A 25203-nucleotide genomic window follows, 5' to 3' on the forward strand; every position below is an offset into this window, starting at 1 on the left:
CTAGCGCGAGCGGACCGGACCGCCGCCCGCGGCCACCTTGGCCGGCGCGGCGCCGGGCGCCAGTCGCTTCAGCGTCTGCAGCGCATAATAAAGCTGGAAGTCCTTGATCCCGCGCTTGTCGAGCTCGGCCGCCGTCTGGGTGAAGCGCGGATCGGGCGTGGTGTCCCGCTCCAGCAGCTTGTCGTCAACCGTGCTCTGCGCAATCAGGTGGCGGCGCAGGTCCGCCTCGCGGATCACGCGGCGGTCCTTGTAATCCGGGTCAGTCAGCTGCGGCACCGCCACGTCCGGGGTGATTCCGCCGGCCTGCACCGACCGGCCCGATGGCGTGTAGTAGCGCGCGGTGGTCAGCCGGAGCGCGCTGTCCTGCCCAAGCTGGATGACGCTCTGGACCGAGCCCTTGCCGAAGCTCTGCTCGCCCATCACCAGCGCCCGGCGCTGGTCCTGCAGTGCGCCCGCCACGATCTCCGCCGCGCTGGCCGAGCCGGCGTCCACCAGCACGATCACCGGCCGGCCGCCCGTCAGGTCGCCCGGCTTGGCGTAGAAGCGTTCGATGTCGTCCTTGGCGCGGCCGCGCTCGGACACGATCTCGCCCCGTTCCAGGAAGGCATCGGAGACCTGGATCGCCTGGTCGAGCAGCCCGCCCGGATTGGAGCGCAGGTCGACGATATAGCCCAGCGGCTTGCCGGCAGTCGCCTTGTTGATCGCGGTCAGCGCCGCCTCGGTCTCCTGGCCGACGTTGCCCGAGAAGGTGTTGATGTTGACGACGCCAATGCCGTCGCGGACCTCCCACTTGACCGGGCGCAGCACGATCCGCTCCCGGGTCAGGGTTACGTCGAACGGCTTGTCGCGGCCCGATCGTATGATGGTCAGCTTGACCTGGCTGCCCGGCGCGCCCCGCATCTTCTCGACCGCCTGGTCAAGGTCGAGGCCCATGATCAGCTCGCCGCCGATATGGCTGATGTAATCGCCCGCTTTGAGGCCCGCGCGGGCGGCCGGCGTGTCCTCGGTCGGGGTGATGATCTTGATCACCCCGTCTTCCATGGTGACCGACAGGCCGAGCCCGCCGTAGTTGCCGTCGGTGGTGGACTTCAGTTGCTGGAAGTCGCTGCCTTCCATGTAGCTGCTGTGCGGATCGAGCGCCGCCAGCATGCCGTCAATGGCGCCCTTGATCAGCGTATGGTCATCGACCTTGTCGACATAGTTCGCGCGCACCCGCTCGAACACGCCCATGAACGTCTCGAGCTCCTTGTAGGTGTCGACGTCGGCCGCCGCCACGGTCGAGGTGGTGACCGGGACCAGCGCAAGCGCGCCAACCAGGGCGAGAGGCGGGAGGAGCTTGCGGAACATGCGCGAATCCTTGTGAGCCATGGACGGCTTCTAACTGGGTTGCCGGTCATTTGACAGCAAGGCAGATGAACCCGCGATGAGGGCCGCGGGTTGCGGCCGCCCGTCGCGGCTCAGTTCCACGGCGACGGCAGTTCCGGTCGCCTGGCCCAGCGCCTCGCCCCGGCCGAGTTCGCTGCCGACCGCCAGGTCCGTGCGCACCCCGGTGAGCAGAGTCATCCAGCCGTGGCCATGGTCGAGGATGATGACGGACGCATGGCTGCGGAACGGGCCGGCAAAGGCGATCCGCCCGGCCGCTGGCACCGTTACCGGCGCTCCATAGCGGCTGCCAATCGTCAGGCCGCGGGAACGCACGCCGCTGGCGCTGATCTCGGCCAGTCCGGTGAGCACCGGCCCGCGAAGGGGCACCTGCCAGGCGAGCGGCGGTGGGGCAGCCGCGCCGGCGGGCGCGGCCGGCCTGGGCGGCGCCGGCTCCAACCGGGCCAGCTGCGCGGCCGTGCGCGCCGCCGTCCGGCGTTCGGCCGCCAGGCTCTCCGCCCGCTCCGCCTCGCTCTGCCGGGCGAGCACCACGTCGCCCGCGCCGAGCGCCGCGCTGCCCAGTTCGACCAGTCGCCGATTGGACTGTGCCTCCACCGCCGCGAAGCGCCGCTGCCGCTCGGCAAGCTGGGTCCGCGCAGCGACCTTCGCCGAACGGGCTTCGGCCGCGGCGCTCGCGAGTGCCTCGCCCCGGCGCAGCTCCGTACGCAACGCCGCCGTGCGGGCGGTGACCGCGGGCAGGGTGGCGTCCAGGACTGCCCGTAAGTGGACCAGGTCCTCGACCGAGCGTGCGTCGGCGAGCTGCAACAGCGGCGGACGCCGCCCGATCTGCGCCAGCCCCGCCAGCAGCAGCGCCGCGGGCCGCTGCTCGCGGGTCAGCCGCTCGCGCTGCCCGTCCAGCTGCCGCTGCAACTCTGCTGCGCGCACGTCCGCCTCGGCGACGGCGGCCTCCGCGGCTATGATCGCCTGGGCGGCGGCCGCCTGCTCGGCGCGCAGCTTTCCGGCGGCATCCTCCGCCCGCCGGACTAGCGCCTCAAGCCGGGCCTGCTCCCGCGCCGCGGCCGCCGCTTCGGCCCGCGCCGCGGTCAGCGGATCGGCCGCCGACAGCAGCGCCGGCGCAAGCAGCATCAGGGCAAGGGGAGCGAGCGCGCGCATCGCGCTAGCCTTCGCGGTGGTAGGGGTGGTTGACAAGGATCGACGTTGCCCGGAACAGCTGCTCGGCCAGCATGGCGCGTACCAGCAGGTGCGGCCAGGTTGCCGGCCCGAAGCTCAGCAGCAGGTCGGCACCGGCCCGCTCCGCGTCCCCGTGGCCGTCCGCCGCCCCGATCACGAATCGGGCTTCGCGCTTGCCCCCATCGCGCCACCGCTCCAGCTGCCGCGCGAACGCCATCGACGACAAGGCTTCGCCCCGCTCGTCCAGCAGCACGGTCGCTGAGTTGGCCGGAGCCGGCGGAACGGTGCCGCCGCGGTCCGGCAGCTCGGTCAGCTTTACCGGCCACGCGATGCGTTTCAGATAGCGCTCCACCAGCTCGGCTTCGGGCGATCGCCCGATCTTGCCGCGCGCGATGATGTGCAGCAGCAAGCGCCGTTACGCGCCCGCGGCGGCCTGCTTGGGCTGCTCGTCACCGAACGCCCACATGCGCTCCAGGTTGTAGAAGGTGCGGACCTCGGGCCGGAACAGGTGAACGATCACGTCGTCGGCATCGATCAGCACCCAGTCGGCTGCGGGCAACCCCTCGATCCGCGCCAGCTTGCCATATTGCTGCTTCAGCTTGTCGGCGAGCTTGGTCGCCATGGACGCGACCTGGCGGGTCGACCGCCCGGACGCGATCACCATGTGGTCGGCAATGCTCGACTTGCCGGCAAGGGGAATGGACACGACGTCAACCGCCTGATCGTCGTCCAGGGACTGGAGCACGCTGCGGTGGAGCTCTTCAACGGTCGGAACCGTCTTCACGCTATCGTCGGCCAAGGTTTCTCCTGATGCTGGTAGGGGGTTGAACGCACGAACGCCGGTTTATGTTGCCGGCGAAACGAAGGTGCCAGTCGGGGTTGCGCGCGCGGAGGGCGGTGGCGGAGGTCCTGTCGGGCGGAAGCCTCAGGAAGATGATCGCCGGTGCACCCCAACGCGTCCAGTGCTGTGCCAGGCTGCGGGGCCGGACGAAGCGCCGCAGCCAACCCATCGCGCGGTTCGCGCGGGCAGTGTCGTCATACCCCGGCCGGGACAGCACGGCAATCGGCAGGGTGGCACTAAGCCTGCGCCAATCCTTCCACTGGTGAAACTGGGCCACAGTATCCTCGCCCATCAACCACACGAACCGGTCCCGCGGGTAGCGCCGCAACAGCTTGGTCACCGTGTCCACCGTATAGCGCGTGCCGGTCTTTGCCTCGAAGTCGCTGACCCGGATCGCCGTGCCCCGCGCCGCCCGCCGCGCCGACGCGAGCCGCGCCTCGAACGGTGCCATGCCCGCCTTGGGCTTGAGCGGATTGCCCGGCGACACCAGCCACCACACCTCGTCCAGCCCCAGCGCCGCCGCCGCGGCCAGGCTCATCCGCCGGTGGCCGCGATGGGCCGGGTTGAAGCTGCCGCCGAGAAGGCCGATGCGCCGCATGCGTCCAGGGGGCTAGCAGGGGCGGGGCCGGTCTGCCAATCTGGCGGCAGGGGAAGCGCTGATGAACAGGGAAGGGTCGGTCACCACCGCGGCCTCGACGACGACGTGCCTCAACTGCGGCGCGGCGCTCGGCGGCTCCTATTGCGCCAGCTGCGGCCAGAAGGCGCTGATCCCGCGCTCGCTCGCCGGTTTCGCGGGTGACCTTGTCGCCGGGCTGTTCAACTTCGAGGGCAAATTCTGGGCGACCCTGCCGATGCTGGCGTGGCGCCCGGGCGAGCTCACCCGTCGCTACGTCGAGGGCCAGCGCAGCCGTTTCATCTCGCCGGTCGCGCTCTACCTGTTCAGCGTGTTCCTGATGTTCGCCGCCCTGAGCTTCTCGGGCACCCTGTCGAACGTCAAGATCACGGGTGACCTCGACTCGGCGGCCCGCGAAGAACTGGTAGCGCTCCAGCGACTCGAGCAGGACCGCGCCTCAACCGTGAGCCAGGGCAAGCCAACTGCCGAACTCGACCGGAAGATCGCCAGCCAGCGCGAAGAGCTGAAGCAGCTGCAGCAGCTCAAGGAGGGGCGGCTTCCGACGGGCCTCAGCGAAGACGGCAACAATCCGCCCTGGCTCCGCAACGCCCTGCGCAAGGTCGCCACCGAACCCAATGCGGTCATGGCCAACGTGCAGGAAGCCACGTCCAAGTACAGCTGGGCGCTGATCCCGCTGTCCGTGCCGTTCATGTGGCTGCTGTTCCCGTTCCGGCGCAACGTCCACCTGTTCGATCACGCCGTGTTCGTGACCTACTCGCTGTCCTTCATGATGCTGCTGATCCTCGCCGGCAGCCTGCTGGTGATGGCCGGTGCGGGCAGCTTCGCGGCCTTGTTGCTGCTGGTCCCGCCGGTGCACCTCTACCGCCAGCTGAAGGGCGCCTACCGCCTTCGCTGGTGGAGTGCGCTGATCCGCACCTTCGTGCTGCTCATCGTCGCCAGCGTGGTTCTGGCGCTGTTCGGGACGGCGATGCTGGCCCTTGGCGTGTTCAGCTAGGTCAGGCGGGGCAGGGGTATTTGGACGCGAGCACCCGCACCGTCGCTTCGGTCATGTCCATCCGCGCCCGCTCGGCCACGGGGATGGCCGCCATGCGCTGCATGAACTCGGTCGCGCCGATGCCGCCGCTGTTGCCGGGCGGGCAGTAGCGCGGCTTGCCGCCAGCCTTGATCGTCGCCAGCCGCTGCTCCCGCGCCTTCTGCGCCGACGCTTTCACCTCCCCCATCAGCGTGTTGATCTCGGTTCGCGAGAAGATCGCCAGCGGCCCCTTGGCCTGCAGCGCCGAGGCCCGCTTGTGAAAGGCTTCGGCATTCATGGACTGGGCCGCAACAGGCGCGGCGACAAGCAGGGCGGCTACGGCCGCAAGACGCATCGGCAAGGGTGATCTCTCCTGGTCAGTGGTGGGAGCATGGGTATTTCTTCTGCAGCACCATGAGCATGGCCTGCTTCAGGCTCATGCGCTGGCGCTGCGGCGCGGGAATGGCGCGCAGCCCGCGGATGAATTCCATGTTGCCGAGCTCGGCACGCGGCTTGGGCGAGCAGTAGAGGATCGGCCGATGCGTCCGCTCGGCCGTTTCGCGATCGCGGCGGATACTGTCACCGGCGGCGGTGCCTTCCCGCTGCAGCCGCTTGTAGTCGGGGTCGAACAAGGCGAACGGCCCCTTGCCCAGCAGGCGCTCGGCCCGCTCAAGGAAATCCTGCGCCGTTCCGGGCATTGCCGCCGTCGCCGGCACGGCGAAGGCGAGCAGCAGTCCGGCCATCAACGGCACGCGCATGTGAAGAACCCCTCCTCCGCGAAGATGAGCGGAGAAGGGGTCCAATGGTTGAACAGGAAATGAACGCTGCCCGTCAGGCGCCGGCGGGAGCGGGTCCGCCAAAGCCGGTGGCCGGCTTGCGGCTCTTGGGAACGGAACTGCCGACTGTCGGCACGACCGGCTTCTTGGCCCCGGCGCCGCGATCGATCGTCCCGCCGTCGAGGACCGACTTGATCTCCTCGCCGCTCAGCGTCTCATATTCGAGCAGCGCCTTGGCGAGCGAGTGCAATTGGTCCTCGTGGGTGGTCAGCAGTTCGCGCGCCCGATCGTAGCCGCTGTCGACGAGCGAGCGAATTTCCTTGTCGATCGCGCGTGCGGTCTCGTCGGACATCTGCCGCTGGCGGTTCATGGAGTAACCCAGGAACACTTCCTCGTCGGCCTCGGCATATTGCAGCGGACCAAGCGTGTCCGACATGCCCCAGCGGGTCACCATGTCGCGGGCGAGCCCGGTGACATACTGGATGTCCGACGACGCGCCCGAGCTGACCTTGTCGTAACCGAAGATGATCTCCTCGGCGACGCGCCCGCCCATGGCCACGGCCAGGTTGGCATGCATCTTGTCACGGTGATAGCTGTAGCTGTCCCGCTCCGGCAAGCGCATCACCATGCCCAGCGCGCGACCGCGCGGGATGATGGTCGCCTTGTGGATCGGGTCGGACGCCGGCTCGTGGAGGGCGACGATCGCGTGGCCCGCCTCATGATAGGCGGTCATGCGCTTCTCGTCGTCGGTCATGACCATGGACCGGCGCTCGGTCCCCATCATCACCTTGTCCTTGGCTTCCTCGAACTCCTGCATGGCGACCAGCCGCTTGCCCTTGCGGGCGGCGAGCAGGGCGGCCTCGTTGACGAGGTTGGCAAGGTCCGCGCCGGAGAAGCCGGGCGTGCCACGGGCAATCACGCGCGCGTCCACGTCGGGCGCCAACGGCACCTTCTTCATGTGCACGCCCAGGATCTGCTCGCGGCCGTCGATGTCGGGCCGCGGGACCACCACCTGGCGGTCGAACCGGCCGGGACGCAGCAACGCGGGGTCGAGCACGTCGGGCCGGTTGGTGGCGGCGACGATGATGATCCCGTCATTGGCCTCGAACCCGTCCATCTCGACCAGCAGCTGGTTCAGCGTCTGCTCGCGCTCGTCGTTGCCGTTGCCCAGGCCCGCACCGCGGTGCCGGCCGACGGCGTCGATCTCGTCGATGAAGACGATGCACGGCGCCGACTTCTTGGCCTGCTCGAACATGTCGCGGACGCGGCTGGCGCCGACGCCGACGAACATCTCGACGAAGTCGGAGCCGGAGATGGTGAAGAACGGCACGCCTGCCTCACCCGCGATGGCTCGGGCCAGCAGGGTCTTGCCGGTACCGGGCGAGCCGACCAGCAGCGCGCCCTTGGGGATCTTGCCGCCCAGCCGCGCAAACTTGCCCGGGTCCTTCAGATACTCGACGATCTCCTGCAGTTCCTCGCGCGCCTCGTCGATGCCGGCCACGTCGGCGAAGGTCACGCGCCCTTCCTTCTGGGTCAGCATGCGCGCCCGGCTCTTGCCGAAGCCCATGGCCCCGCCGCCGGCATTCTTCTGCATCTGGCGCATAATAAAGAAGCTGACGCCCAGGATCAGCAGGAACGGCAGCGATTGGTAAAGCAGGATCAGCCAGAAGCTCGACTGCTCAGCCTCCTTGGCCTGCACCGTCACGCCCTTGGTAATCAAACGGTCGGTGACCTGCGCGTCCGCCGGCGCCGTGGTGCGGAACGCCCGTCCGTCGCCCAACTTGCCGCTGATCACCTGCTGGCCGGTCGCGGCCGAGGCGGTCGTGACGGAACGGACGTTGCCCTCCTCGACCTGGCGGACGAAGTCGGAATAGGCCATCGGCTCGCCCTGCCCGCTGCGGCTGCCGCCGTCAATCATCTGGGCGAACAGCACCAGCCCGAACAGTACCGCGACCCAGATCAGCAGGCTCTTGGTCCAGGGGTTGCCGGGCTTCTTGTCCTTGTCGTTCATGCGAACGGTATCTTCCCTTGAGGTTCGCTCTGCAATGTAAGGTTGCGGCCCTTAATGGCAATGGAACGGGGGTCCCTCGCCCTGTCGCTCCCTAAACACGTCTTGTCCCACGTTTGGCCAAGGTGGGGGAGTCAAGGAACCATTCACCTTCTATCCGCATGATAGAAGATCGTTTCGGGGCTGGAGATAAGATGCGCGTACTGGCTGTGCTGATGTGCTGGCTTTCGGCGCTCGCCGCGGTGCCTGCCGCGGCGGCGACCTCGCCGTCGCCCGAGATGCGCGGACTGGAATCGCAGCTGGCCGCGCTGCTCGCCAACCGGCCGGGCGACATCGGCGTCGCCGCGCTTGACCTCGACAGCGGCAAGATGGTCAGCGTTCGCGGCGACAAGCCTTATCCGATGGCCAGCACGGTGAAGGTCGCCGTCGCCGCCGCCTACCTGTCGCAGGTCGATGCCGGTCGCCGCTCCCTGAACGACCGCATCGGCTCGCTCACCGCCCGGCAGCTGCTGGAAGCCATGCTGATCCACAGCAACAACGGCGCCACCGACATCCTGATCCGCAACCTCGGCGGCCCCGCCACCGTGCAGGGCTGGATCGACTTTCATCACCTGTCCGGCATTCGGGTGAACCGCACGATCGCCCAGTTGCTAGCCTCGCCTCGCGACCTGTTCGACATCCGCGATTCCGCCACGCCCGAGGCGATGGTCACCTTGCTGCGCCAGATCGACCGCGGCAACGTCATCTCGCCCGCTAGCCGCGTCTACCTCCTTAGCGTGATGCGTCGCTGCGCCACCGGCTCCAACCGCATCCGCGGCCTGCTGGGGCCCTCGGTCCCGGTGGAGCATAAGACCGGCACGCTCAACAACTACACCAGCGACGTCGGCTTTATCACCATGCCCGACGGCCGCCGCATCGCGCTTGCGCTGTTCGCCCGTGGCGGCACCGACCGCCCCAATTCCATCGCGCAGGCCGCCCGCGCCATCTACGACGGCTTCCTGCGCCTGCTGCCCGATCCGCTCGCCCCCATGCCGGTGTCGGCGTTTGGCGGCGGTCGCTAAGGGAACGCCCGCTTCCCGCACCCGTTCGGATGGCGGGAGGCCATCCGCATGAAGCCGCTGACCGAGCAGCACCTCGCCCTGTTCCGCCGGCACATGGTCGAGATCATCGACCTTCACTTCGACCTCGCCAGCGACGAGCTCGGCCGGGGCGAACTGTCGCCCGGGCTGCGCCGCGCGCTGCTGGACGTCCCGCGCCACCTGTTCGTGCCCGAACAGCTCGCCGCCGTCGCCTACCAGGACACGCCGCTTCCGATCGGCTTTGACAAGACCTTGTCCCAGCCCTTCATCGCCGCCGCCATGATCGAGCTGCTCGAACTCCAGCCCGGCCAGAAGGTGCTCGAGGTCGGCACCGGGCTTGGCTACCAGGCGACCGTCATGGCCGAGATGGGCGCCGACGTCTTCTCGGTCGATGTCGTGGAGGAATTCGTGGAGGCCGCCACGCTCCGCTTCGCCGCCCTCGGCTCACCGGTTCAGGCGCGGGTGGGAGACGGCTCCAGGGGCTGGCCGGAACACGCGCCATTCGCTGCCATTCTCGTCACCGCCGCGGCGAGCGAACCGCCCGCAGCCCTGCTCGACCAGCTTGCCCCGGGTGGCCGCATGGTCATCCCGCTGGGCGGCAGCGACGCGCAGCAGCTGACGGTGGTAACAGGGGCGAAATCGGACGCCGCTCAGCGCGCGGTCATGCCCGTCCGCTTCACACAGCTGGAGACCGGCTAGCGCATCATTGCTGCCTGGGCCGAAGCGCGGAGATCGGCCAGTCGCGCGCCGTCGATGGCGAGGCCCTCGTCGGCCCTGGCCAGCGCTTCCAGCAATTGCTGAACCACATCCAGGCTCTGCAGCTCACGGCCGTGGCTCGCTACCAGTGCCATGTCCGCCACAAGCGTGTCGCCAAGCTGCTCGAGCAGCTTGGCCGCGAGCCGCAGATCCATCGCAGCCGCCACCGACAGCTCCGCCAGCGAACGTGGGTGGTGGCTCGGCAGGTCGCCGCTGCGGATGGCGCGGACCAGCCCATCCACGCGCTGCTGCGCCGCACTGCCAGTCGCTCCCATCCACTCCCGCACGGAAACAATCTCGGCCAGCCTCAGCCCGGCCTTGTTGCCGCTGTTCCAGGCGACAGCGCCGCCGGCGCAAAGCTCGCCGCGGACCAGCTCGACCGCCGTGCTGGCCAACGGCAGCACCGCCGCCTCGATGAGGGCACCACGCGCGCTCAGGTTGCGAATGCGGACGGCCGTGGCGCCCCCCGGCCACCGCAGATTGGCCGCGAGGTACAGGTTCGTGCGGCCGTCGGCCCGCAATTCCTGCTCTTCGCTCGCTGCTACTACCGTCACCGTCCACTCCTCCGAAGCGCAGCGCCGCGCCCGTCGCCCTTCAGCTTAGACAACGAGCGCAAGACCGACCGGAACTCGTCAGCAACAAGCGAATGTGGCCGGTCGCCCCTGAAGACTGCCTTCCCACCTAAGATAGACGTCGGGCGGGGCAGGGTGCGCCTGCCGCGGCAAAAAAGACGGTTCAGCACACGGGGGGACTGGATGAGCAGGGAACTTGATAGCCGGCTTGATTTCATGCGGTTCGATGGCCAGCACCGCCAACTGCTCAAGGGTGTTCAGCCAGACGTGGAGCGCTGGATCGGACCGGCGCTCGATAGCTTCTACGCGCAGGTCCGCGGCACTGCGGAGGTCTCCTCTTTCTTCCGCGACGACAGCCACATGGCGTCAGCAAGAACGGCTCAGGCGCGGCACTGGAGCCGTATCTCGCAGGCGCGGTTCGACAACGACTTTCACGCCAGCGTGCGCGCGATCGGCAGCGTCCACGCGCGCATCGGGCTGCAGCCACGCTGGTACATGGGCGCCTACGGGCTGGTCCTCGACTACATGCTCCGGGCGATCGACAATGAATATAGCTGGTGGCGGCGGGCCCTGACGTTCTTCCGCAAGCCCAAGGGCATCGATGTCGCGGTAACGCTGGTGAAGGCGGCCTTGCTCGACATGGAGCTGTCGACCTCCATCTGGTACGAGGAATGCCAGACGTCGCGCGAAGCGGCGATCCAGGCGCTGGGCGCAACGCTGGCCAAGCTATCAGGCGGTGACCTGACGGAAAACCTGTCCGGCCTCCCCGCCAGCTTCGCGATGATCGAGACGCACTACAACAATTCGGTCGCCAAGCTGCGCGACTTGATCGGCTCCGTCGCAGTCAGCGCCGAGCAAATCCGCACCGGCTCGGCGGAGATCGCCCAAGCGAGCGAGGACCTCGCCCGCCGTACGGAAAGCAACGCCGCCTCGCTTGAGCAGACCGCTGCCGCAGTGTCGCAGATGGACGGTCGCCTCAAGGCCACGGCCAGCGCCGCGCAGGACACGGTGCAGCGCGCCGACCAGACCAAGGTCACGGTGGCCAGCGGCCGCTCGGTCGCGGACGAAGCGGTGCAGGCGATGGGCCGGGTCAGCGAAAGCGCCAAGGGCATCGACAGCGTGATCGAGGGCCTCGACAAGATTGCGTTCCAGACCCGCGTGCTGGCCATGAATGCCGCCGTCGAGGCTGGCCGTGCCGGTGAGGCGGGCCGCGGCTTCGCGGTGGTCGCCGACCTCGTCAGCGCGCTTGCCATGCGCGCCGAGGAAGAGGCCAAGCGGGCCCGCGACCAGCTGACCGTTACCCAGTCCGACGTGGTCACGGCGGTGCAGGCGGTGGAAAAGGTCGACGGCGCGCTGCAGAACATCTCGGGCGATGTCGAGCAGGTCCATGCGCTGCTGGCGACCATCGCCAGCGACAACCAGGCCCAGGCCAGCGCCGTGACCGAGATCAACTCGGCCATCGCCAGCATGGACCAGGCCACCCAGCAGAACGCCGCCATGGTCGAGGAAACCTCCGCCGCGTCGCGCAACCTGCTGAGCGAAGTAAGCACGCTGTCGGATCAGATCAGCCGGTTCGTGGTCAGGATGCGGCGGGCCAGCCAGGCCGGGAGTTCACGGGCGCAAGAGTCAAGCCGCTGCCCAGCACTGCGGCGGCGAAGCTGGTCCGCATGCCGGCGCCCGCGGGCGGGGACTGGCAGCAGTTCTAGGGTCGCCGCCGGGGTTCCCGTTCGAACCGCCATTCGCCTGCGCCCGGCCGGATGACCACGCCGCCGAGAGTGGCGACCTCATCCGCGACCAGTCGGAGGAGGGCGCGGGCGACCTCGTCCCCGCGCTGTGGCGTGCTGGCAGGCGCCAGGTCGGCAAGTATCCGCAGCAGCAGTCGTCGCCGCAGCTCCCGCGGCACGCCGCGCACGTCCAGCGTGCACCCGCCATCCGCGGCCTTCGCCCGGGTACGAAGCAACTCGCCCACCATCCACTCCAGCGCATCCCGGGCGTCTCTCAGATGGCACGCGGTGGCGGCAAGCCGGCGCCGGTCGGGCCAATCGGGGGATGCGTCGAGGAAGGCGCGCGCCCGGGTGCGGTCGTGCGCCGGATCAGCATTGCTCGGGTCGTTCACCGGGGTCAAAGAAGCTCGCTCGACCACCGCCTTGAGATCGCACTTGCGCCAACCAAGAAGCGGCCGGACGAGCGACACTTCTGCGTTGCTGGACATCGGCCGCGCCGCCTGGATCCCGGCCAACCCGTCTACCCCTGTCCCGCGATGAAGGCGCATCAGCACGGTCTCTGCCTGATCGTCGAGGTGATGGCCGGTCGCCAACCAGCGCACCGACCGCTCCTCGGCCCACTGTTCCAGCCGAGCGTAGCGCGCCTCCCGGGCGCTCGCCTGGCGGTTGGCGGACGGCACTTCCCATTCCAAGGCTAATATGTCGTGCGGCACTCCGAGGGTGGCGCACACATCCGCGACGAACCCTGCTTCCGCCGCGCTCTCAGGTCGTAGGCGGTGATCCACCGTCGCCGCCAGCACGCGTCGGGGCAGGGCGGCAGCGGCAAGCAGCAGAAGGGCCAGGCTATCCGGTCCGCCCGAAACCGCCACTCCGAGCGAAGCGCTTTCCAGCATTTCGTCACCGACCAGGCAGGCCAGCGCGGCGCGGAAGCGCCGGACGTCGTCCTTGTCGGTCGCTAGCGGCACCCCGCCCTGCTCTTGGCGCCCGGCAGCAGAGTCTTGAGGTCGGGTCGCATGCGGTCGCCATAGACCTCCTCGAGCTCGGCATAGGCCTTGCAGGCCTGGCTCGACTGCTTGAGCCCGACCAGCGCCTGGCCAAGATAATAGAGGCTATCGGGCGCCCGCTCGCCGCGCGGGTTGCCGCGGTAATTGGCGAGCAGCGCCTCGGCGGCCGGGCGATAATCGCCCTTGTCCAGCAGCGAGCGGCCGATGAGGTTGTTGGCCCAGCTGACGCGACGGTGATTGGGGAAGGACGATGTCATGGCGCGCAGGGCGGCAATGGCCTGGTCGTACTTCTTCTGCTGCCACAGCTGGTAGCCGACATCGTAGGCCGCCTCGGCATCGGCATTGGGATCGCCGGTCTTGACCGGCGCCGTGCTGGCCTGGGTGGCCGGGGCAGGGCGAGGGCGATCAGTGGCGGCCGGGGCAGTATCGCGACTACCCCCAGTGTCTGCTCCAGCGGCGGGCGCAGCCGGCGCGGCGGTCTCAAGCGTTCGCAGCCGCTGGTCACTGTCGGCGCGCAGCCGCGCCAGCTCTGCTTCCATCGTGGAGATGCGGTTGGCATTCTCCTCGTTGACCCGGGTGATCTGCGTCAGCGAGCGCTCGATGTTGTCGAGCCGGTTGCTGAGCGCGGTTACGACCACCTGACTGGCAGCGGGATCATCGGCCAGGCCCGCGGTGCTGGCCGGCTGTCCGTTCGGGAACACGCGTCCCTGGATTTGGCGGACCTGGCGCTCGAGCCGCTCGACGCGCTGTTCGGGGGTGGGCTGGCGCTGAGCGACGGCAGGGCCGGCGAGGAGCAGGGTGAAGGCGGCGGAAGCAAGCAGGGTGCGCATGTCGTTCTCGGTCGAAGGAAGGTGATGTGGTGGCTAGCGGAGCCTTGCGCTCCGATGAATCAACGGGTTGCGGGTGCGCTTGCCGGGGCGGGCGTGGCCGCGCCGCCACGCATCAGGTCGGCCGGCAGCAGCGACACGTCACGCGCGGTCGTCCCCGGCTGGCCGACCGACGGCGCATCGGCGGTCCCGACCGACACGCGTAGCGCCTCCGGTTTGCCGGTCTTCAGCAGGGGGGCAGTAGCGCTGGCCGGCACCTCGTAGCTCTGGCCTGCGGCGAGCTGGCCCTGATACAGGGTCTTGCCGCCTTTTTCGTAGACCTGCAGCCAGGCCGGCTCGTTGGCGGTGATTACCACCGGGCCATTCGACGCTGGAGCCGCGGCCGATGAAGCGGCGGCCGCCGGCCCCTGCGGCGCCTCGGCGGCGACTGGCGCGGCACCCTCGTCAGGGCCACTGATTTCCCGGTTTCGCATGACCAACAGGGCGGCGACGACCGCAATTACGCCGAGCACGGCCAGCAGCACGAGCCACTTGGGCATGACCCGGGCCGGGTCGGCCGGTTCGAACACCTCGGTCGTATGGGCCGGGCGCTGGCTGTAACCGCTCATCTCGGCCCGCAGCTGCTCGCCGATGGCGGTCCGGTCTAGCCCGACCGCGCTGGCGTAGGACTTGGCGAAGCCGATCGAATAAGTGGTGGCCGGGAGCTTGCTCCAGTCGCTCGCCTCCAGGCTTTCGAGGTGGCGCGTCGGAATGCGGGTCCGCGCGGCCAGCTCTTCCAGGCTGACGTCCTGCGCCGTGCGCGCAGCGCGCAGCTGCTCACCGACCGTCTTTCCTCCGCCCATGTCCGTTTCGTCGACCATGCCGCTCCCCGCCCCGGTCCGCTTTCGCCGCTGTTCTTGAAGGTGAACGTCGGCAAGTCAACGCCTTTAGCCCAGCACGACTCCTTGTCGCTTCGCCCAATCGGTCAACGCCTTGCGCATGTCGCGCGGCGGGCGCGCGAGCAGCTGTTCCATTCGGGTCCGGACCGCTCCGGCATCGAGCGAGCGGATCATCGCCTTGACCGGCCCGACTGCGGCCGGCGTGATGGAAAAGTTATCGATGCCGACGCCGATTAGGGCCATCGCCTCCAAGGGGCGGCCACCCATTTCTCCACACACTCGGACGGGCACACCGGCCGCCGTAGCCTCGCGCGCGACCCGCCGCAGGAAGCGCAGGATGGCCGGGCTCAGCCAGTCGTAGCGTTGAGCCAGCCGGGGATCGGCGCGATCGGCGGCGAACAGGAACTGGGTTAGATCGTTGGTCCCAATCGACAGGAAGTCGACCCGCGGCAGCAGCACGTCCAGCATCTCGGCCAAACCCGGCACCTCCAGCATGGCGCCGAACTCCACCCGGCTCGGCTGGATGCGCCGATTGTCCCGAGCCCAGGCCAGCTGTTCCTCGAATAGCGCGCGCGCCTCCTCATATTCCCACGGTTCGGAGATCATCGGGAACATGACTCGCAGCACGCGCCGGTCCGTCGCTTCGATCAACGCCCGCGCCTGCGCCTTCATCAAGGTCGAGCGGGACAGGGATAGGCGCAGGGCGCGCCAGCCCATCGCTGGGTTCTCCGCTTCGTCCTTTTCATCCGCAAGATAAGGGAGCGCCTTGTCGCCGCCGATGTCGACGGTTCGGAAGATCACCGGCTTGTCGCCCGCGGCATCGAGCACCTGGCGGTAGAGCCGCAGCTGGCTGTCGCGGCCGGGCAGGGTGGCGGACACCAGGAACTGGAACTCGGTGCGGAACAGGCCGATGCCGTCAGCGCCGACCGCTTCCAGCTGCGCAGAGTCCTCTGCCAGTCCGGCGTTCACCATCAGCGTGCAGCGGCGGCCGTCCTTGGTAGTGGCCGGCGCGCCCCTGATGGTGGCGAACTCGGCGCGGCGGCGCTGGCTCATCGCCATGCGCCCTTCGAAGCTGGCCGTGACCTGGCTCGTGGGGCGGACGACGAGGCTACCCTGGTCGCCGTCGACCAGGATGGTGTCGCCCTCGTTAGCCGTATGGCGAATGTCGGTGATGCGGCCGAGCACGGGTACCCCGATGGCCCGGGCGACGATCACCATGTGGCTGGTCAGCGAGCCTTCCTCCAGCACCACCGCCTTCAAACGCCGCCGGTCATACTCGAGCAGCTCCGCCGGACCCATGTTGCGCGCGATCAGCACTGCGTCGCGCTGCAGCCCGGTCTGCGCGGCGGTGCCCATCCGCCCCGACACGATCCGCAGTAGTCGGTTCGCGAGGTCCTCCAGGTCGTGCATCCGCTCCTTCAGCAGGGGATCGTCGATCTCCTGCATCCGGGCGCGGGTGCGCTGCTGGACCCGCTCGATCGCCGCCTCCGCGGTAAGGCCGCTGTCGATCGCCGCATTGATGCGCCGCGACCAGCCCTCGTCGTAAGCAAACATCTTGTAGGTCTCGAGGATCTCCTGATGCTCTCCGACCGTCCCGAACTCCGCCTCGCGGGTCATGTGCTCGATCTGCTCGCGCATTTTACGGAATGCCGCGTAGACGCGGGCCCGCTCAAGCTCGGTATCTTCGGCCACGGTATGCTCGACCACCACCCGCGGCTGGTGAAAGACGGCGGTGCCGCGGGCCATACCGGACACCAGCTTGAGCCCCGCGAGCCGCACCATTCCGTCGCGGGCACGACGGCGGTCGGAGCCGTCGACCAGCCGGGCGCCCGCGATCAGCTCGGCCAGCACCATGGCGACCGTCTGCAGAGCCTCGATCTCGACATCCTGGTAGCCGCGCGCGTCGGCGTGCTGCACGGCAAGCACACCGATCACGTTCTCGCGCCGGATGATCGGCACGCCGGCAAAGCTGTGGAAGCTCTCCTCACCCGTCTCGGGCCGGTAGGCAAAGGCCGGGTGGGAGGAGGCTTCCGCCAGATTAAGGACGCGGCCTTCTGCGGCGATGGTGCCGACCAGGCCCTGGCTCAGCTGCAGCCGGGTGACGTGCACCGCTTCCTTGCGCAGGCCGTGGGTGGCGAACAGTTCCAGCGCATTGTCGCGCAGCAGGTAGATGGAGCAGACCTCGCTTTTCATCGCCTCGGCGATGAGGTCGACGACATGGTCGAGCTTGCCCTGCGCCGAGCCGCGCCGCGCCATGACGTCGTGCAGGCCCGTCAGGATCTCGCGGGCGGCGTTGGCGGCGTTCAGCGGCATGGCGACCGGGCTAACAGACGGGGGCCGTGCTTCCAAGCGCACCGCTAGCCGCGCATGATGTCGGCGATCTCCCGATTGCGCGCGAGAAAGGCGTCGCGCTTGCAGCTAGCGGAGCTGCAGTGAGTCATGCGGACCTGAAACGTTGCCTGCGTTCTCACCAGGAGGGTTCGGGTCTCAGGATCGGCGTTCTGCAGTGACTGACCGGTCAGCAAGGCAAGGTGACGCTCCAGCGCCGCCAGGTCGATCGCCGGGCAACTCGCATCGACCTCGCACGGATCGATGCTCGGGTTTGTGGGCTGGGGAACAGGTAGCGGCTGCGTCCTGGGCGCGGGTATGACCGCAACTTTGCTAACCGGCGGCAACGCTCGCGGCAGCGGTAGGGCGACCACTTGCGGCGCGGGAGTGGTTGGCGGCTCGACGGGCTCTGGCGGCGCCGGAGTCGGCTCCACCTGGTGTTCAATCGATGCGAGCAAGGCCGGCGGCGGTGTGGTCGGCTCGGCACTGGTCGCAGGAGGCTGGGGTCGGCGCAAGGATGCGGCCGGCGGCTTCATCACGGCAAAGGCGACCAGGCCGGCGCTCAGCAGCACCAGCAGCATGCCGCCCGCGCGCCCGCGCGCCCGCGGCCGCCGCCGGGGCGGGAGCGCCGGAGACGAACGCGGCGCGACATGCAGGCGCTGCCGATCGAACTCGGCACGCCGGTCGGGATCGCTGAGCACGGCGTACGCTGTCGCCAGGTCCCGCGCGCGGCATTGAGCCTCCGCCGACCGGTTCTGGTCAGGATGGTAGCGCTTCATCAGCGCGCGATAGGCGTCCCGGATCGCGACGCCGTCGGCCGACGGCGGCACCCCGAGCACGCGATAGGGGTCAGGCACCGCCGCTGCTCAGCGCACCGTCTCCGTCAGCATCAGGACGTTGCCGTCGGGATCGGAAAACCAGGCCAGGCGGCTCTTGCCGTCGGGCGAGGTGCAGATGCCATGCTCGTCCTGGCCCATGCCGTCGTAGATGGTGAAGCGGACGCCCTTGTCGCCGAGCGCTCGCCCGACCGCCGCCATGTCCGGCACGTCCCAGCCGACGACGGGGTGCTCGGACGGGGTGAAGGAAGGCAGCGCGGTAACTCGGACCATCGCGCCCGGTGCACCAGACACCACCAGCTCCGCCCCATATTCGTCGCGGCTGCGCGCCTCCAGGGCCAGCACGTCGCCATACCATCGAATGCAGCGCTCGACGTCGGTGGTGTACAGGAACGCGATTACGGTGGAGCCACTCAGAACCGGCATGGCATTTCTCCCTGTTTCAGCGTCGCCGTTCTAACGCGGCCGCCGCCTCCTCCACCAGTTCGCCGATGATCTCGGCGGTCGGCTGCTCCTTCGTCACCATGCCCACCGACTGGCCAGCCATCACGCTACCCGTTTCCACGTCGCCGTCGATCACCGCCCGGCGCAGCGCACCGGCCCAATAGTGCTCGATCTGCAGCTGCGCTTCGGCCATCTCCAGTCGTTGGCCGTCGAGGTGCTCGGCAATCTCGCGTTGCTTGGCGGCGAAGCGCTCGGTTTCCTTGTTCTTGAGCGCGCGCACCGGGATTACCGGCAGGCGCGGGTCGATCTGCACGCTCGGCACCGCGTCGCGCGCCGAGGCGCGGATGAAGGCCTTCTTGAAGTTCGCGTGCGCGATGCTCTCGGTCGCGCAGACGAAGCGGGTCCCGAGCTGCACACCCGCCGCGCCCATCTCCAGGTAGGCGGCAATCGCCTCGCCGCGGCCGATCCCGCCGGCAACGAACACCGGGATCTGCTCGCAGATGTGCGGGAGGATTTCTTGCGCCAGGACAGAGGTGGAGACCGGCCCGATGTGCCCGCCCGCCTCCATTCCTTCAATCACGATCGCGTCCGCGCCCGAGCGCATCAGCTTCTTGGCCAAGCTGAGCGCCGGCGCGAAGGCGATCAGCTTGGCGCCTGTGCTCTTGATCTTGTCGAGCGCGCCGCTCGGCGGCAGGCCACCCGCCAGCACGATGTGGCCGACTCCATGCCGTCCACAGACCTCGATCAGCTCGGACAGCTGCGGGTGCATGGTGATGAGGTTGACCCCAAACGGCCGGTCAGTCCGCGCCTTGGTTTCCCTGATCTCCGTGTCGAGCAGCTCGGGGTTCATCGCCCCGCAGGCGATCACGCCGAAGCCGCCGGCGTTGCTGATCGCGGAAACCAGGTTGCGCTCCGACACCCAGCTCATCGCGCCGCCGAGGATCGCATGCTCGCAGCCGAGGAACTCCGTGCCCCGCGACCACAGTTCGGCTAGCCGCTGCGCGGTCACGCCGCCTGCTCCGGCCTGGCGTCGAGCCCGAAGGCGGTGTGCAGCACGCGCACGGCCAGCTCCGTATAGTCTTCGGGGATAAGCACGCTGACCTTGATCTCCGACGTGGTGATGGCGAGGATGTTGATGCCGCGCTCCGCCAGCGTGTCGAACATCTTGGCGGCGATGCCGGCATTGGAGCGCATACCGACGCCCACCGCGCTGACCTTGACCACGTCCGTGTCGGTCAGCAGGTCCGTGAAGCCGACAGCGCCACGTACCCTTTCCAGTTCCGCCACCGTGTGCGGCAGGCTGGCGGTCGGCACGGTGAAGGTCAGGTCGCTGGGCTCGCCCGCACGCGCGACCGACTGAACGATCATGTCGACGTTGATGTTGGCGGCGGCGAGCGGCGCGAACACGGCGGCGACAGCGCCCGGCCGGTCGGGCAGGCCGGCGAGCGTGACCCTCGCTTCGTTGAGGTCGTGGGCGATGCCAGTGACAACGTTGCGTTCCATCTGTTTCCCTTCGAGCGCGTCTTCGCTCACGATCATGGTGCCTGGCCGGTCCTCGAACGAGGACAGAACCTGCAGCGGCAGGTTGAAGCGCATGGCGAGGCCAACCGAACGGGTCTGCAGCACCTTGGCGCCGACGGACGCGAGTTCCAGCATCTCCTCGTAGGTGACGAGGTCCAGCTTGCGCGCCTTGGGCACGATCCGCGGGTCGGTGGTGTAGACGCCGTCCACGTCCGTGTAGATGTCGCAGCGGTCGGCCTTCATCGCCACGGCAAGAGCGACGGCCGACGTGTCCGACCCACCGCGGCCAAGCGTCGCCAGTGCGCCCTCGCCGGTCACGCCCTGGAAGCCGGGAATCACGGCGATGCCGTCCTCGGCGAACACCCGCTCCAGCACGTCCACGTCGATCTCCTCGATCAGCGCGCTGACATGGCCCGACGCGCGGATCGGCAGCTGCCAACCCATATAGGAACGGGCCTTAATGCCCATGCCCTGCAGCGTGATCGCCAACAGGCCGCTCGTGACCTGCTCGCCGCTCGCGACCACCACGTCATACTCGCGCGGGTCGTAAAGAGCGGCCGCCTCGCGGCACAGTTGCACCAGCCGGTCGGTCTCCCCGGCCATGGCGCTGACCACCACTGCCACTTGGTTGCCGGCCTCGGCTTCGCGCCGCACGCGGTCGGCGACATGCCGGATGCGCTCGATCCCCGCCATGGAGGTGCCGCCGAATTTCATGACGATGCGGGCCATGCTGGGTCGGCCAAGGTCCTGATGGTGGAAAGGGCGGCGCCCTGTTAGGGGGCGGGCATGGTGGAGACAAGCATCCGGCCCGAGGAAGCCGCCCACTTTGGCGCCATGGCCGGCGACTGGTGGGATCCCAAGGGCGCGTCGGCCATGCTGCACCGGCTGAACCCGGTGCGGCTCGGATACATCCGCGACCGCGTAGACCAGCACTGGCAGACGGACGAGCGCTCGTTGAAGCCCCTCGCGGGAAAGTCAGCCTTGGACGTCGGCTGCGGCGCTGGCCTGCTTTGCGAACCACTAGCCCGGTTGGGTGCGACCGTGACCGGTGTCGACGCCGCCCCCGAGCTCATCACCGCCGCCCGCGGCCATTGCAAAGGCCGTGGGCTGGCCATCGACTACCGAGCGTGCGGCGTGGAGGAGGTGCAAGGCCGGTACGACCTGATCACCGCTATGGAGGTGATCGAGCATGTCGCCGCGCCCGCCGACTTCCTGCGCAACCTCACCGAGCGGCTGGCGCCCGGCGGCTTGTTGATCTTGTCGACCCCCAATCGCACGGCCTGGGCGCGCCTGCTCACCATCACGCTAGCGGAAGGCTTCGGCCAGATCCCTCGCGGGACCCACGACTACGACCAATTCATCGCGCCCGAGCAGATGGCGGCGCTGCTTGACCAAGTGGGGCTCCAGCTGCGCGACACGGCCGGCATTGCTTTCAGCCCGTCCCGCGGGCTGCACCTCAGCGATGATCTTCGTCTGAACTATCTGCTGACGGCGACTGCTCGTTCTTGACCACGGCGGCGATCGGTGCCGCCGGCCGTTCCTTCAGAACACCGATATGCCGCAGCAGGCCGCCCGCCCCGTGTCGGACATCGTCGAACATCGTGCCCAATTGGAACAGCATGCCAACCAGGAACAGGCAGGTGAGCGTGGGGGCCGTGGCCAGCGCCCGCTCGGCGAGGCGGGCCTCGCGGCTTGTCACAAAAGAGCTTGAGATAACTATCGCTACCAACGCGCCGATCGCCGCACCGGCCAGCAGGTCGCTGGGGTAGTGAAAGGCGCTGATCAGCCGCGCCATGCTGACCAGCAATGCCCAGATCAACGCGAATAGGCCAAGCGGCCGAGACCGCCGCAGGGTCACCAGTGCCAAGGCCGTCGCTAACGCCGCCGTGTCACTGGGAAAGCTGCTCCAGTCTGATGGGATCATCCAGACAAAGGGCAGCGGCCCGTCGAAACCGGGCAGGAACGCCGGCCGGAACCGCGCCGGACCGAGGTTCTGAACCAAACGGGCGACCACCAGGGCCAGCAGGCCGGCAGCAATGCCATCGAACAGCACCCTTACCGCTTGGGGCCGGTCGCGTTGCTGGCTGGCAACGGCGCACAGCAGGGCGACGAGCGGGAAAATCTTAAACGTATCGAACTGCGCCAGATATCGGATCAGTGCGTCGAACACAGCACTATGACCGAGCAGTCGCGCCGCGGACTCGGTCGCGGCCAGGTCTAAGCGCTGCAACTGACTGGCGAACGCGCTACGCAACTTATCTCCCCGGCAAGCGAGCTGTCAGCCGCGTCTCACGCCAGGTCGGTGGACGCGGCTTGGAAGGCCGCTTGAGTGAGAACGTTACGCCTGTGATCGTGAAAAAGCTAGCGTTACCGCCATTAACACAGGCGAGCCGCTTAGAAGTCGACCTTGTCGTAGTGGGTTGGCGGGACGATCACGTCCATGCGCTCGCCCAAGAGCGGACGAAAGCTTGGCCGCGACTTCATCACCGCATACCAATCCTTGGTCTGGCGGTGCCCACGCCAGTCGAGCGCGCCGAGGTAATCGATGACGCTGAGGTGAGCGGCGGCTGTGAAGTCGGCCAGGCTGATGGCCGGCCCCGCTACCCAGCGCCGGTGATCGAGCAGATAATCGAGATAGTCGAGGTGGTTGTTGCCGATCCGCATGGCTTCGCGGAGCACCCGGGTGTCGGGGCTTTCCTTGTTGACCAGGCGTTTGCGCATTCGCTCCACCATCAGCGGCTCGACCACTTCGCGGAACAGCTTCTCGTCGAACCATTCGACCAGCCGGCGGATCTCCGCTCGCATGGCGGCATCCCCGATGATCAGCGGCGATCGCTCCACTGCCTCATCGAAATATTCGGCGATCGGCTGCGATCCGATCAGGGTCAGGCCGTGGTCCGGCTCGATCAGCACCGGTGTCTCGCCGGCCGGATTGACGTCGACGAACTCGTCCCGCCGTTCCCACGGATATTCGCGGATCAGCTCAACCGGCACCCCCTTCTCGGCCATGACCAGCCGCACCTTGCGGGAAAAGGGACATAGCGGAAATTGCAGGAGCTGCCACATGACCGGCAGGCTTTAGCGAGCGGTGCGCCCGCGTCTAGGCTTTGGCCGAGGCCGATGGGCCCTATCGGCGCGGGTAGGTGGGCGAGGGCAGGTTGTTGAGGGTACGTGCAATCTCGTCGGACGCCTGGTTCAGCGCCCGGCTGATAGCCGGCAGGCTGCGGGCAATTGCCTGGGTTCCGGCCTTCATGGTGTCGCTCCCTTCGGCGATCTCCCGGTCGAGCTGCCGCTCGTCCACCCCGGCAAGGTCGCGGACCCGGCGATTGCGTTCCTCGGGGCGCACCGCGCGGTTCTCGACTGCCACCTGGATCTCACCGACGGGCAGGTCGAGGAAGGCGTGAGCGACGGCGCGCAGCACAGGCTGCAGCTGATCCACGACCTGGCCGCTGGCAATCTCCGGCGGCAGTTGCGACGGCGGCAAGGGTTGTGCGACGGCGGGAGTAGCGGCACTCAGGGCGATAAGGAGCAAGGGGAGGCGCATGGCAAACAGTTCCGAATCGAGGACCTGCGCCACTGTAACCTCAATCGCTTAGCTGGGCCTGAACGGACGTTCAGCGCGCCGCCAGCCAGGCCAGCGCGGCTCCGCCGGCGATGATCCGGTACCAGGCGAATGGCGTGAAGCCGAACCGGCTGATGGTGGCCACGAAGACCTTCACCACCACCAGCGCGACGATGAAGCTGACGAACGCGCCCAACGCGATGTTGCCGTACATGCCCGGTGCGATGCGGTCGTGGTGCTTGAGTAGGAAATAGGCGGTCGCCCCGCTCAGCGTCGGCATTGCGAGGAAGAAGCTGAACTCGGCCGCCGTCTTGCGATCGACGCCGATCGACATGGCTCCGAGGATGGTCGCGCCCGACCGGCTGACACCCGGGATCATCGCCAAGCACTGGATCGCGCCAACGGTCAGCGATTGGCGCAGGGTGAGGTTCTGCACGCCGCCGCACTCGCGCGGGCGCACCAGCCGCTCCACGATGAAGATCGCGAGGCCGCCGACAACCAGCGCCCAGGCGACCACCAGCGCATTGCTCAGCAGGCTCTCGATATAGTCGCCGATGAGCAGCGCCAGGATGATGGCCGGCAGGCAGGCAACGATCAGGTTACGGACGAACCGCCAAGCGCCCGCGTCACGCCGGAACAGACCAATGAACACGTCCCGAAAGGTCCGCCAGTATAGGACCACGATCGCCAGGATGGCGCCGGGCTGAATCGCGACATTGAACGCCTCCCAATCGCTCGCCTTAAAGCCAAGCAGCTCGGTCGCCAGGATCAGGTGCCCGGTCGAGCTGACGGGCAGATATTCGGTAAGGCCCTCGACGACGCCGAGGAGGACCACGAGCAGCCAGATGGGCACTGATGATCAGCCGGCGCTGGCTTGGCTGCGGCGGTGATTGCGCTGGAAGCGGCCGCCGGGCTGGAACCGGTCCAGCCAGTCGGGCGCGACCACATCCAGCGGCGTCGGGGTGATCCCGAACGCTTCCAGTCCGGGCATGCCGTCGTGCACGACATTGTCATTGGCCAGCATCAGCCACTGGTCGCGGGTCAGCGGCGCGCCCGGAAGGAAGCCGAGCTTGCTCATTGCCGCGCCAACGAAATCCGGCAGGTCGACGATACCGGGCGAATGGCCGGCTGCCTCGGCGATCCGGGCGTTCAGCTCGTGCATGGTCATGACCTCTGGCCCGCCGATCTCGTAGGTCTCGCCGCCATGCTCCTCCGGGTCCTGCGCCGCTTCGGCGATCGCCTCCGCCAGGTCGCGGACGTAGACAGGCTGGAACCGCCGTGTGGGCGCCAGCACGGGCAGGATCGGCAACCGAGCCATGTTGGCGAAGCGGTTGGTCAGCTGGTCCTCCGGCCCGAACACCAGGCTCGGGCGGACGATGGTGGCATTTGGGAAGGCCGCGCGCACGGCCTGCTCACCGCGCCCCTTGGTCGACCCGTAGACGCTAGGCGAGTCCGGATCGGCATTGATCGCGGATACGTGGACGAAGCTTTCGGCACCCGTGCGCGCAGCCAGTTCGGCGGCGCGACCGGCGCTGTCGGCATGGACCTGCTGCAGGTTGCCGCTGAACGCGCCGACCAGATTGACCACGCCCCAGGCGCCGTCGATCGCCCGTTCCAGGCTGCCCGGCTTGTTCATGTCGATCGGCACGAGGTCGAGCTGCCCGACGGCGGCCAGCGGCTGCAGGAACCACGCCTTGCGCGGGTTGCGCTGCGCCACCCGCAGGCGGACGCCGGAATGGAACAGCTGCTCGCACACATAGCGGCCGATGAACCCGCCTCCGCCGAGGACGGTAATGATGCGGTTGCGCCAGTCGGAAGCCGGGTCGGTCATGCCGAGCGCCCTAGCGC

Annotated in this window: 27 protein-coding genes; 5 read left to right on the forward strand and 22 right to left on the reverse strand. The window is 68.3% G+C overall.

Annotated features, from left to right (window positions below):
- Genes OMW55_RS00990 through OMW55_RS01010 form a run of 5 tightly spaced genes read right to left on the reverse strand, consistent with a single transcriptional unit; the run spans window position 1 to window position 3992 of the window.
- A complete protein-coding gene (locus OMW55_RS00990; protein ID WP_264880143.1) occupies window positions 1–1347 on the reverse strand; it encodes a S41 family peptidase in 1347 nt (448 codons plus the stop codon).
- 30 nt (window positions 1348–1377) lie between these two features.
- On the reverse strand, window positions 1378–2535 hold the full coding sequence (locus OMW55_RS00995; protein WP_264880144.1) for a murein hydrolase activator EnvC family protein: 1158 nt from the start codon (window positions 2533–2535) through the stop codon (window positions 1378–1380).
- Window positions 2536–2539: 4 nt separating this feature from the next.
- Window positions 2540–2962: a 23S rRNA (pseudouridine(1915)-N(3))-methyltransferase RlmH gene (locus OMW55_RS01000; protein WP_264880145.1), complete on the reverse strand. Its 423-nt coding sequence runs from the start codon at window positions 2960–2962 to the stop codon at window positions 2540–2542.
- 6 nt (window positions 2963–2968) lie between these two features.
- Window positions 2969–3352, reverse strand: coding sequence for a ribosome silencing factor (gene rsfS / locus OMW55_RS01005; protein WP_264880146.1), 384 nt, complete (start codon window positions 3350–3352; stop codon window positions 2969–2971).
- Window positions 3339–3992: a nicotinate-nucleotide adenylyltransferase gene (locus OMW55_RS01010; protein ID WP_264880147.1), complete on the reverse strand. Its 654-nt coding sequence runs from the start codon at window positions 3990–3992 to the stop codon at window positions 3339–3341. The genes rsfS and OMW55_RS01010 overlap by 14 nt, the downstream gene beginning before the upstream one ends.
- Before the next feature lie 61 nt (window positions 3993–4053).
- On the opposite strand from OMW55_RS01010, the gene OMW55_RS01015 reads away from it, so the two are divergent.
- The gene (locus OMW55_RS01015; RefSeq protein WP_264880148.1) at window positions 4054–5022 is read left to right on the forward strand and encodes a DUF3667 domain-containing protein; all 969 of its coding nucleotides are present in this window, start codon (window positions 4054–4056) and stop codon (window positions 5020–5022) included.
- A 1-nt stretch (window position 5023) separates the two neighbouring features.
- Here OMW55_RS01015 and OMW55_RS01020 read toward each other — a convergent pair whose 3' ends face one another.
- From OMW55_RS01020 to ftsH, 3 genes are all read right to left on the reverse strand, one after another.
- Window positions 5024–5401 (reverse strand): hypothetical protein, encoded by a 378-nt coding sequence (locus OMW55_RS01020; protein ID WP_264880149.1) that lies wholly within the window; start codon window positions 5399–5401, stop codon window positions 5024–5026.
- Between the two features lie 16 nt (window positions 5402–5417).
- Window positions 5418–5798, reverse strand: coding sequence for a hypothetical protein (locus OMW55_RS01025; RefSeq protein WP_264880150.1), 381 nt, complete (start codon window positions 5796–5798; stop codon window positions 5418–5420).
- 73 nt (window positions 5799–5871) lie between these two features.
- Complete coding sequence (gene ftsH / locus OMW55_RS01030; protein ID WP_264880151.1) at window positions 5872–7827, reverse strand: ATP-dependent zinc metalloprotease FtsH; 1956 nt, start codon at window positions 7825–7827, stop codon at window positions 5872–5874.
- Window positions 7828–8018: 191 nt separating this feature from the next.
- On the opposite strand from ftsH, the gene OMW55_RS01035 reads away from it, so the two are divergent.
- Window positions 8019–8885 (forward strand): serine hydrolase, encoded by an 867-nt coding sequence (locus tag OMW55_RS01035; RefSeq protein WP_264880152.1) that lies wholly within the window; start codon window positions 8019–8021, stop codon window positions 8883–8885.
- Between the two features lie 48 nt (window positions 8886–8933).
- The gene (locus tag OMW55_RS01040; RefSeq protein WP_264880153.1) at window positions 8934–9602 is read left to right on the forward strand and encodes a protein-L-isoaspartate(D-aspartate) O-methyltransferase; all 669 of its coding nucleotides are present in this window, start codon (window positions 8934–8936) and stop codon (window positions 9600–9602) included.
- Here OMW55_RS01040 and OMW55_RS01045 read toward each other — a convergent pair.
- On the reverse strand, window positions 9599–10213 hold the full coding sequence (locus OMW55_RS01045) for a hypothetical protein (protein WP_264880154.1): 615 nt from the start codon (window positions 10211–10213) through the stop codon (window positions 9599–9601). The two genes, OMW55_RS01040 and OMW55_RS01045, sit on opposite strands and share 4 nt — an antisense overlap.
- 201 nt (window positions 10214–10414) lie before the next feature.
- Between OMW55_RS01045 and OMW55_RS01050 the strand changes: the two genes are divergently transcribed.
- Complete coding sequence (locus OMW55_RS01050) at window positions 10415–11992, forward strand: globin-coupled sensor protein (protein WP_264880155.1); 1578 nt, start codon at window positions 10415–10417, stop codon at window positions 11990–11992.
- Here OMW55_RS01050 and tilS read toward each other — a convergent pair.
- From tilS to OMW55_RS01090, 8 genes are all read right to left on the reverse strand, one after another.
- A complete protein-coding gene (gene tilS, locus OMW55_RS01055) occupies window positions 11934–12920 on the reverse strand; it encodes a tRNA lysidine(34) synthetase TilS (protein WP_264880156.1) in 987 nt (328 codons plus the stop codon). The two genes, OMW55_RS01050 and tilS, sit on opposite strands and share 59 nt — an antisense overlap.
- The gene (locus tag OMW55_RS01060) at window positions 12911–13789 is read right to left on the reverse strand and encodes a tetratricopeptide repeat protein (protein WP_264880157.1); all 879 of its coding nucleotides are present in this window, start codon (window positions 13787–13789) and stop codon (window positions 12911–12913) included. Before OMW55_RS01060 ends, tilS begins: the two co-directional genes overlap by 10 nt.
- Before the next feature lie 59 nt (window positions 13790–13848).
- Complete coding sequence (locus OMW55_RS01065; RefSeq protein ID WP_264880158.1) at window positions 13849–14646, reverse strand: helix-turn-helix domain-containing protein; 798 nt, start codon at window positions 14644–14646, stop codon at window positions 13849–13851.
- Between the two features lie 66 nt (window positions 14647–14712).
- A complete protein-coding gene (ptsP, locus tag OMW55_RS01070; RefSeq protein WP_264880159.1) occupies window positions 14713–16977 on the reverse strand; it encodes a phosphoenolpyruvate--protein phosphotransferase in 2265 nt (754 codons plus the stop codon).
- A gap of 44 nt (window positions 16978–17021) precedes the next feature.
- The gene (locus OMW55_RS01075) at window positions 17022–17849 is read right to left on the reverse strand and encodes a J domain-containing protein (RefSeq protein ID WP_264880160.1); all 828 of its coding nucleotides are present in this window, start codon (window positions 17847–17849) and stop codon (window positions 17022–17024) included.
- A gap of 9 nt (window positions 17850–17858) precedes the next feature.
- Window positions 17859–18254, reverse strand: coding sequence for a VOC family protein (locus tag OMW55_RS01080; RefSeq protein ID WP_264880161.1), 396 nt, complete (start codon window positions 18252–18254; stop codon window positions 17859–17861).
- Between the two features lie 16 nt (window positions 18255–18270).
- Entirely contained in the window at window positions 18271–19281 is a 1011-nt protein-coding gene (locus OMW55_RS01085) for an NAD(P)H-dependent flavin oxidoreductase (protein ID WP_264880162.1), read from the reverse strand.
- Entirely contained in the window at window positions 19278–20522 is a 1245-nt protein-coding gene (locus OMW55_RS01090) for an aspartate kinase (RefSeq protein WP_264880163.1), read from the reverse strand. The genes OMW55_RS01085 and OMW55_RS01090 overlap by 4 nt, the downstream gene beginning before the upstream one ends.
- A gap of 57 nt (window positions 20523–20579) precedes the next feature.
- Between OMW55_RS01090 and ubiG the strand changes: the two genes are divergently transcribed.
- On the forward strand, window positions 20580–21302 hold the full coding sequence (gene ubiG / locus OMW55_RS01095) for a bifunctional 2-polyprenyl-6-hydroxyphenol methylase/3-demethylubiquinol 3-O-methyltransferase UbiG (RefSeq protein WP_264880164.1): 723 nt from the start codon (window positions 20580–20582) through the stop codon (window positions 21300–21302).
- On the opposite strand, the gene OMW55_RS01100 is transcribed toward ubiG, so the two are convergent.
- From OMW55_RS01100 to OMW55_RS01120, 5 genes are all read right to left on the reverse strand, one after another.
- A complete protein-coding gene (locus OMW55_RS01100) occupies window positions 21250–22047 on the reverse strand; it encodes a phosphatase PAP2 family protein (RefSeq protein ID WP_264880165.1) in 798 nt (265 codons plus the stop codon). The genes ubiG and OMW55_RS01100 overlap by 53 nt on opposite strands.
- Before the next feature lie 140 nt (window positions 22048–22187).
- Window positions 22188–22859 carry a glutathione S-transferase family protein gene (locus OMW55_RS01105; protein ID WP_264880166.1) on the reverse strand — a complete coding sequence of 224 codons (672 nt, stop codon included), beginning with the start codon at window positions 22857–22859 and terminating at the stop codon, window positions 22188–22190.
- 61 nt (window positions 22860–22920) lie between these two features.
- Window positions 22921–23337, reverse strand: a complete 417-nt coding sequence (locus OMW55_RS01110; protein WP_264880167.1) for a hypothetical protein — start codon at window positions 23335–23337, stop codon at window positions 22921–22923.
- A gap of 70 nt (window positions 23338–23407) precedes the next feature.
- The gene (locus OMW55_RS01115; protein ID WP_264880168.1) at window positions 23408–24208 is read right to left on the reverse strand and encodes an undecaprenyl-diphosphate phosphatase; all 801 of its coding nucleotides are present in this window, start codon (window positions 24206–24208) and stop codon (window positions 23408–23410) included.
- 6 nt (window positions 24209–24214) lie between these two features.
- Complete coding sequence (locus tag OMW55_RS01120; protein WP_264880169.1) at window positions 24215–25186, reverse strand: complex I NDUFA9 subunit family protein; 972 nt, start codon at window positions 25184–25186, stop codon at window positions 24215–24217.
- Between the last annotated feature and the right edge of the window lie 17 nt (window positions 25187–25203).

This window comes from Sphingomonas arvum, assembly GCF_026013565.1.
Taxonomy (GTDB): Bacteria; Pseudomonadota; Alphaproteobacteria; order Sphingomonadales; family Sphingomonadaceae; genus Sphingomicrobium; species Sphingomicrobium arvum.

Bases quoted from the DNA above. Each gene is read 5' to 3' on its own strand.
- OMW55_RS01065 (WP_264880158.1), bottom strand. From the start codon at position 14,646: ATGGTCGACGAAACGGACATGGGCGGAGGAAAGACGGTCGGTGAGCAG.
- ptsP (WP_264880159.1), bottom strand. From the start codon at position 16,977: ATGCCGCTGAACGCCGCCAACGCCGCCCGCGAGATCCTGACGGGCCTG.
- OMW55_RS01090 (WP_264880163.1), bottom strand. From the start codon at position 20,522: ATGGCCCGCATCGTCATGAAATTCGGCGGCACCTCCATGGCGGGGATC.
- ubiG (WP_264880164.1), top strand. From the start codon at position 20,580: ATGGTGGAGACAAGCATCCGGCCCGAGGAAGCCGCCCACTTTGGCGCC.
- OMW55_RS01040 (WP_264880153.1), top strand. From the start codon at position 8,934: ATGAAGCCGCTGACCGAGCAGCACCTCGCCCTGTTCCGCCGGCACATG.
- OMW55_RS01120 (WP_264880169.1), bottom strand. From the start codon at position 25,186: ATGACCGACCCGGCTTCCGACTGGCGCAACCGCATCATTACCGTCCTC.
- OMW55_RS00990 (WP_264880143.1), bottom strand. From the start codon at position 1,347: ATGTTCCGCAAGCTCCTCCCGCCTCTCGCCCTGGTTGGCGCGCTTGCG.
- OMW55_RS00995 (WP_264880144.1), bottom strand. From the start codon at position 2,535: ATGCGCGCGCTCGCTCCCCTTGCCCTGATGCTGCTTGCGCCGGCGCTG.
- OMW55_RS01050 (WP_264880155.1), top strand. From the start codon at position 10,415: ATGAGCAGGGAACTTGATAGCCGGCTTGATTTCATGCGGTTCGATGGC.
- OMW55_RS01025 (WP_264880150.1), bottom strand. From the start codon at position 5,798: ATGCGCGTGCCGTTGATGGCCGGACTGCTGCTCGCCTTCGCCGTGCCG.
- ftsH (WP_264880151.1), bottom strand. From the start codon at position 7,827: ATGAACGACAAGGACAAGAAGCCCGGCAACCCCTGGACCAAGAGCCTG.
- OMW55_RS01060 (WP_264880157.1), bottom strand. From the start codon at position 13,789: ATGCGCACCCTGCTTGCTTCCGCCGCCTTCACCCTGCTCCTCGCCGGC.
- OMW55_RS01035 (WP_264880152.1), top strand. From the start codon at position 8,019: ATGCGCGTACTGGCTGTGCTGATGTGCTGGCTTTCGGCGCTCGCCGCG.
- OMW55_RS01015 (WP_264880148.1), top strand. From the start codon at position 4,054: ATGAACAGGGAAGGGTCGGTCACCACCGCGGCCTCGACGACGACGTGC.
- OMW55_RS01105 (WP_264880166.1), bottom strand. From the start codon at position 22,859: ATGTGGCAGCTCCTGCAATTTCCGCTATGTCCCTTTTCCCGCAAGGTG.
- OMW55_RS01080 (WP_264880161.1), bottom strand. From the start codon at position 18,254: ATGCCGGTTCTGAGTGGCTCCACCGTAATCGCGTTCCTGTACACCACC.
- OMW55_RS01110 (WP_264880167.1), bottom strand. From the start codon at position 23,337: ATGCGCCTCCCCTTGCTCCTTATCGCCCTGAGTGCCGCTACTCCCGCC.
- OMW55_RS01010 (WP_264880147.1), bottom strand. From the start codon at position 3,992: ATGCGGCGCATCGGCCTTCTCGGCGGCAGCTTCAACCCGGCCCATCGC.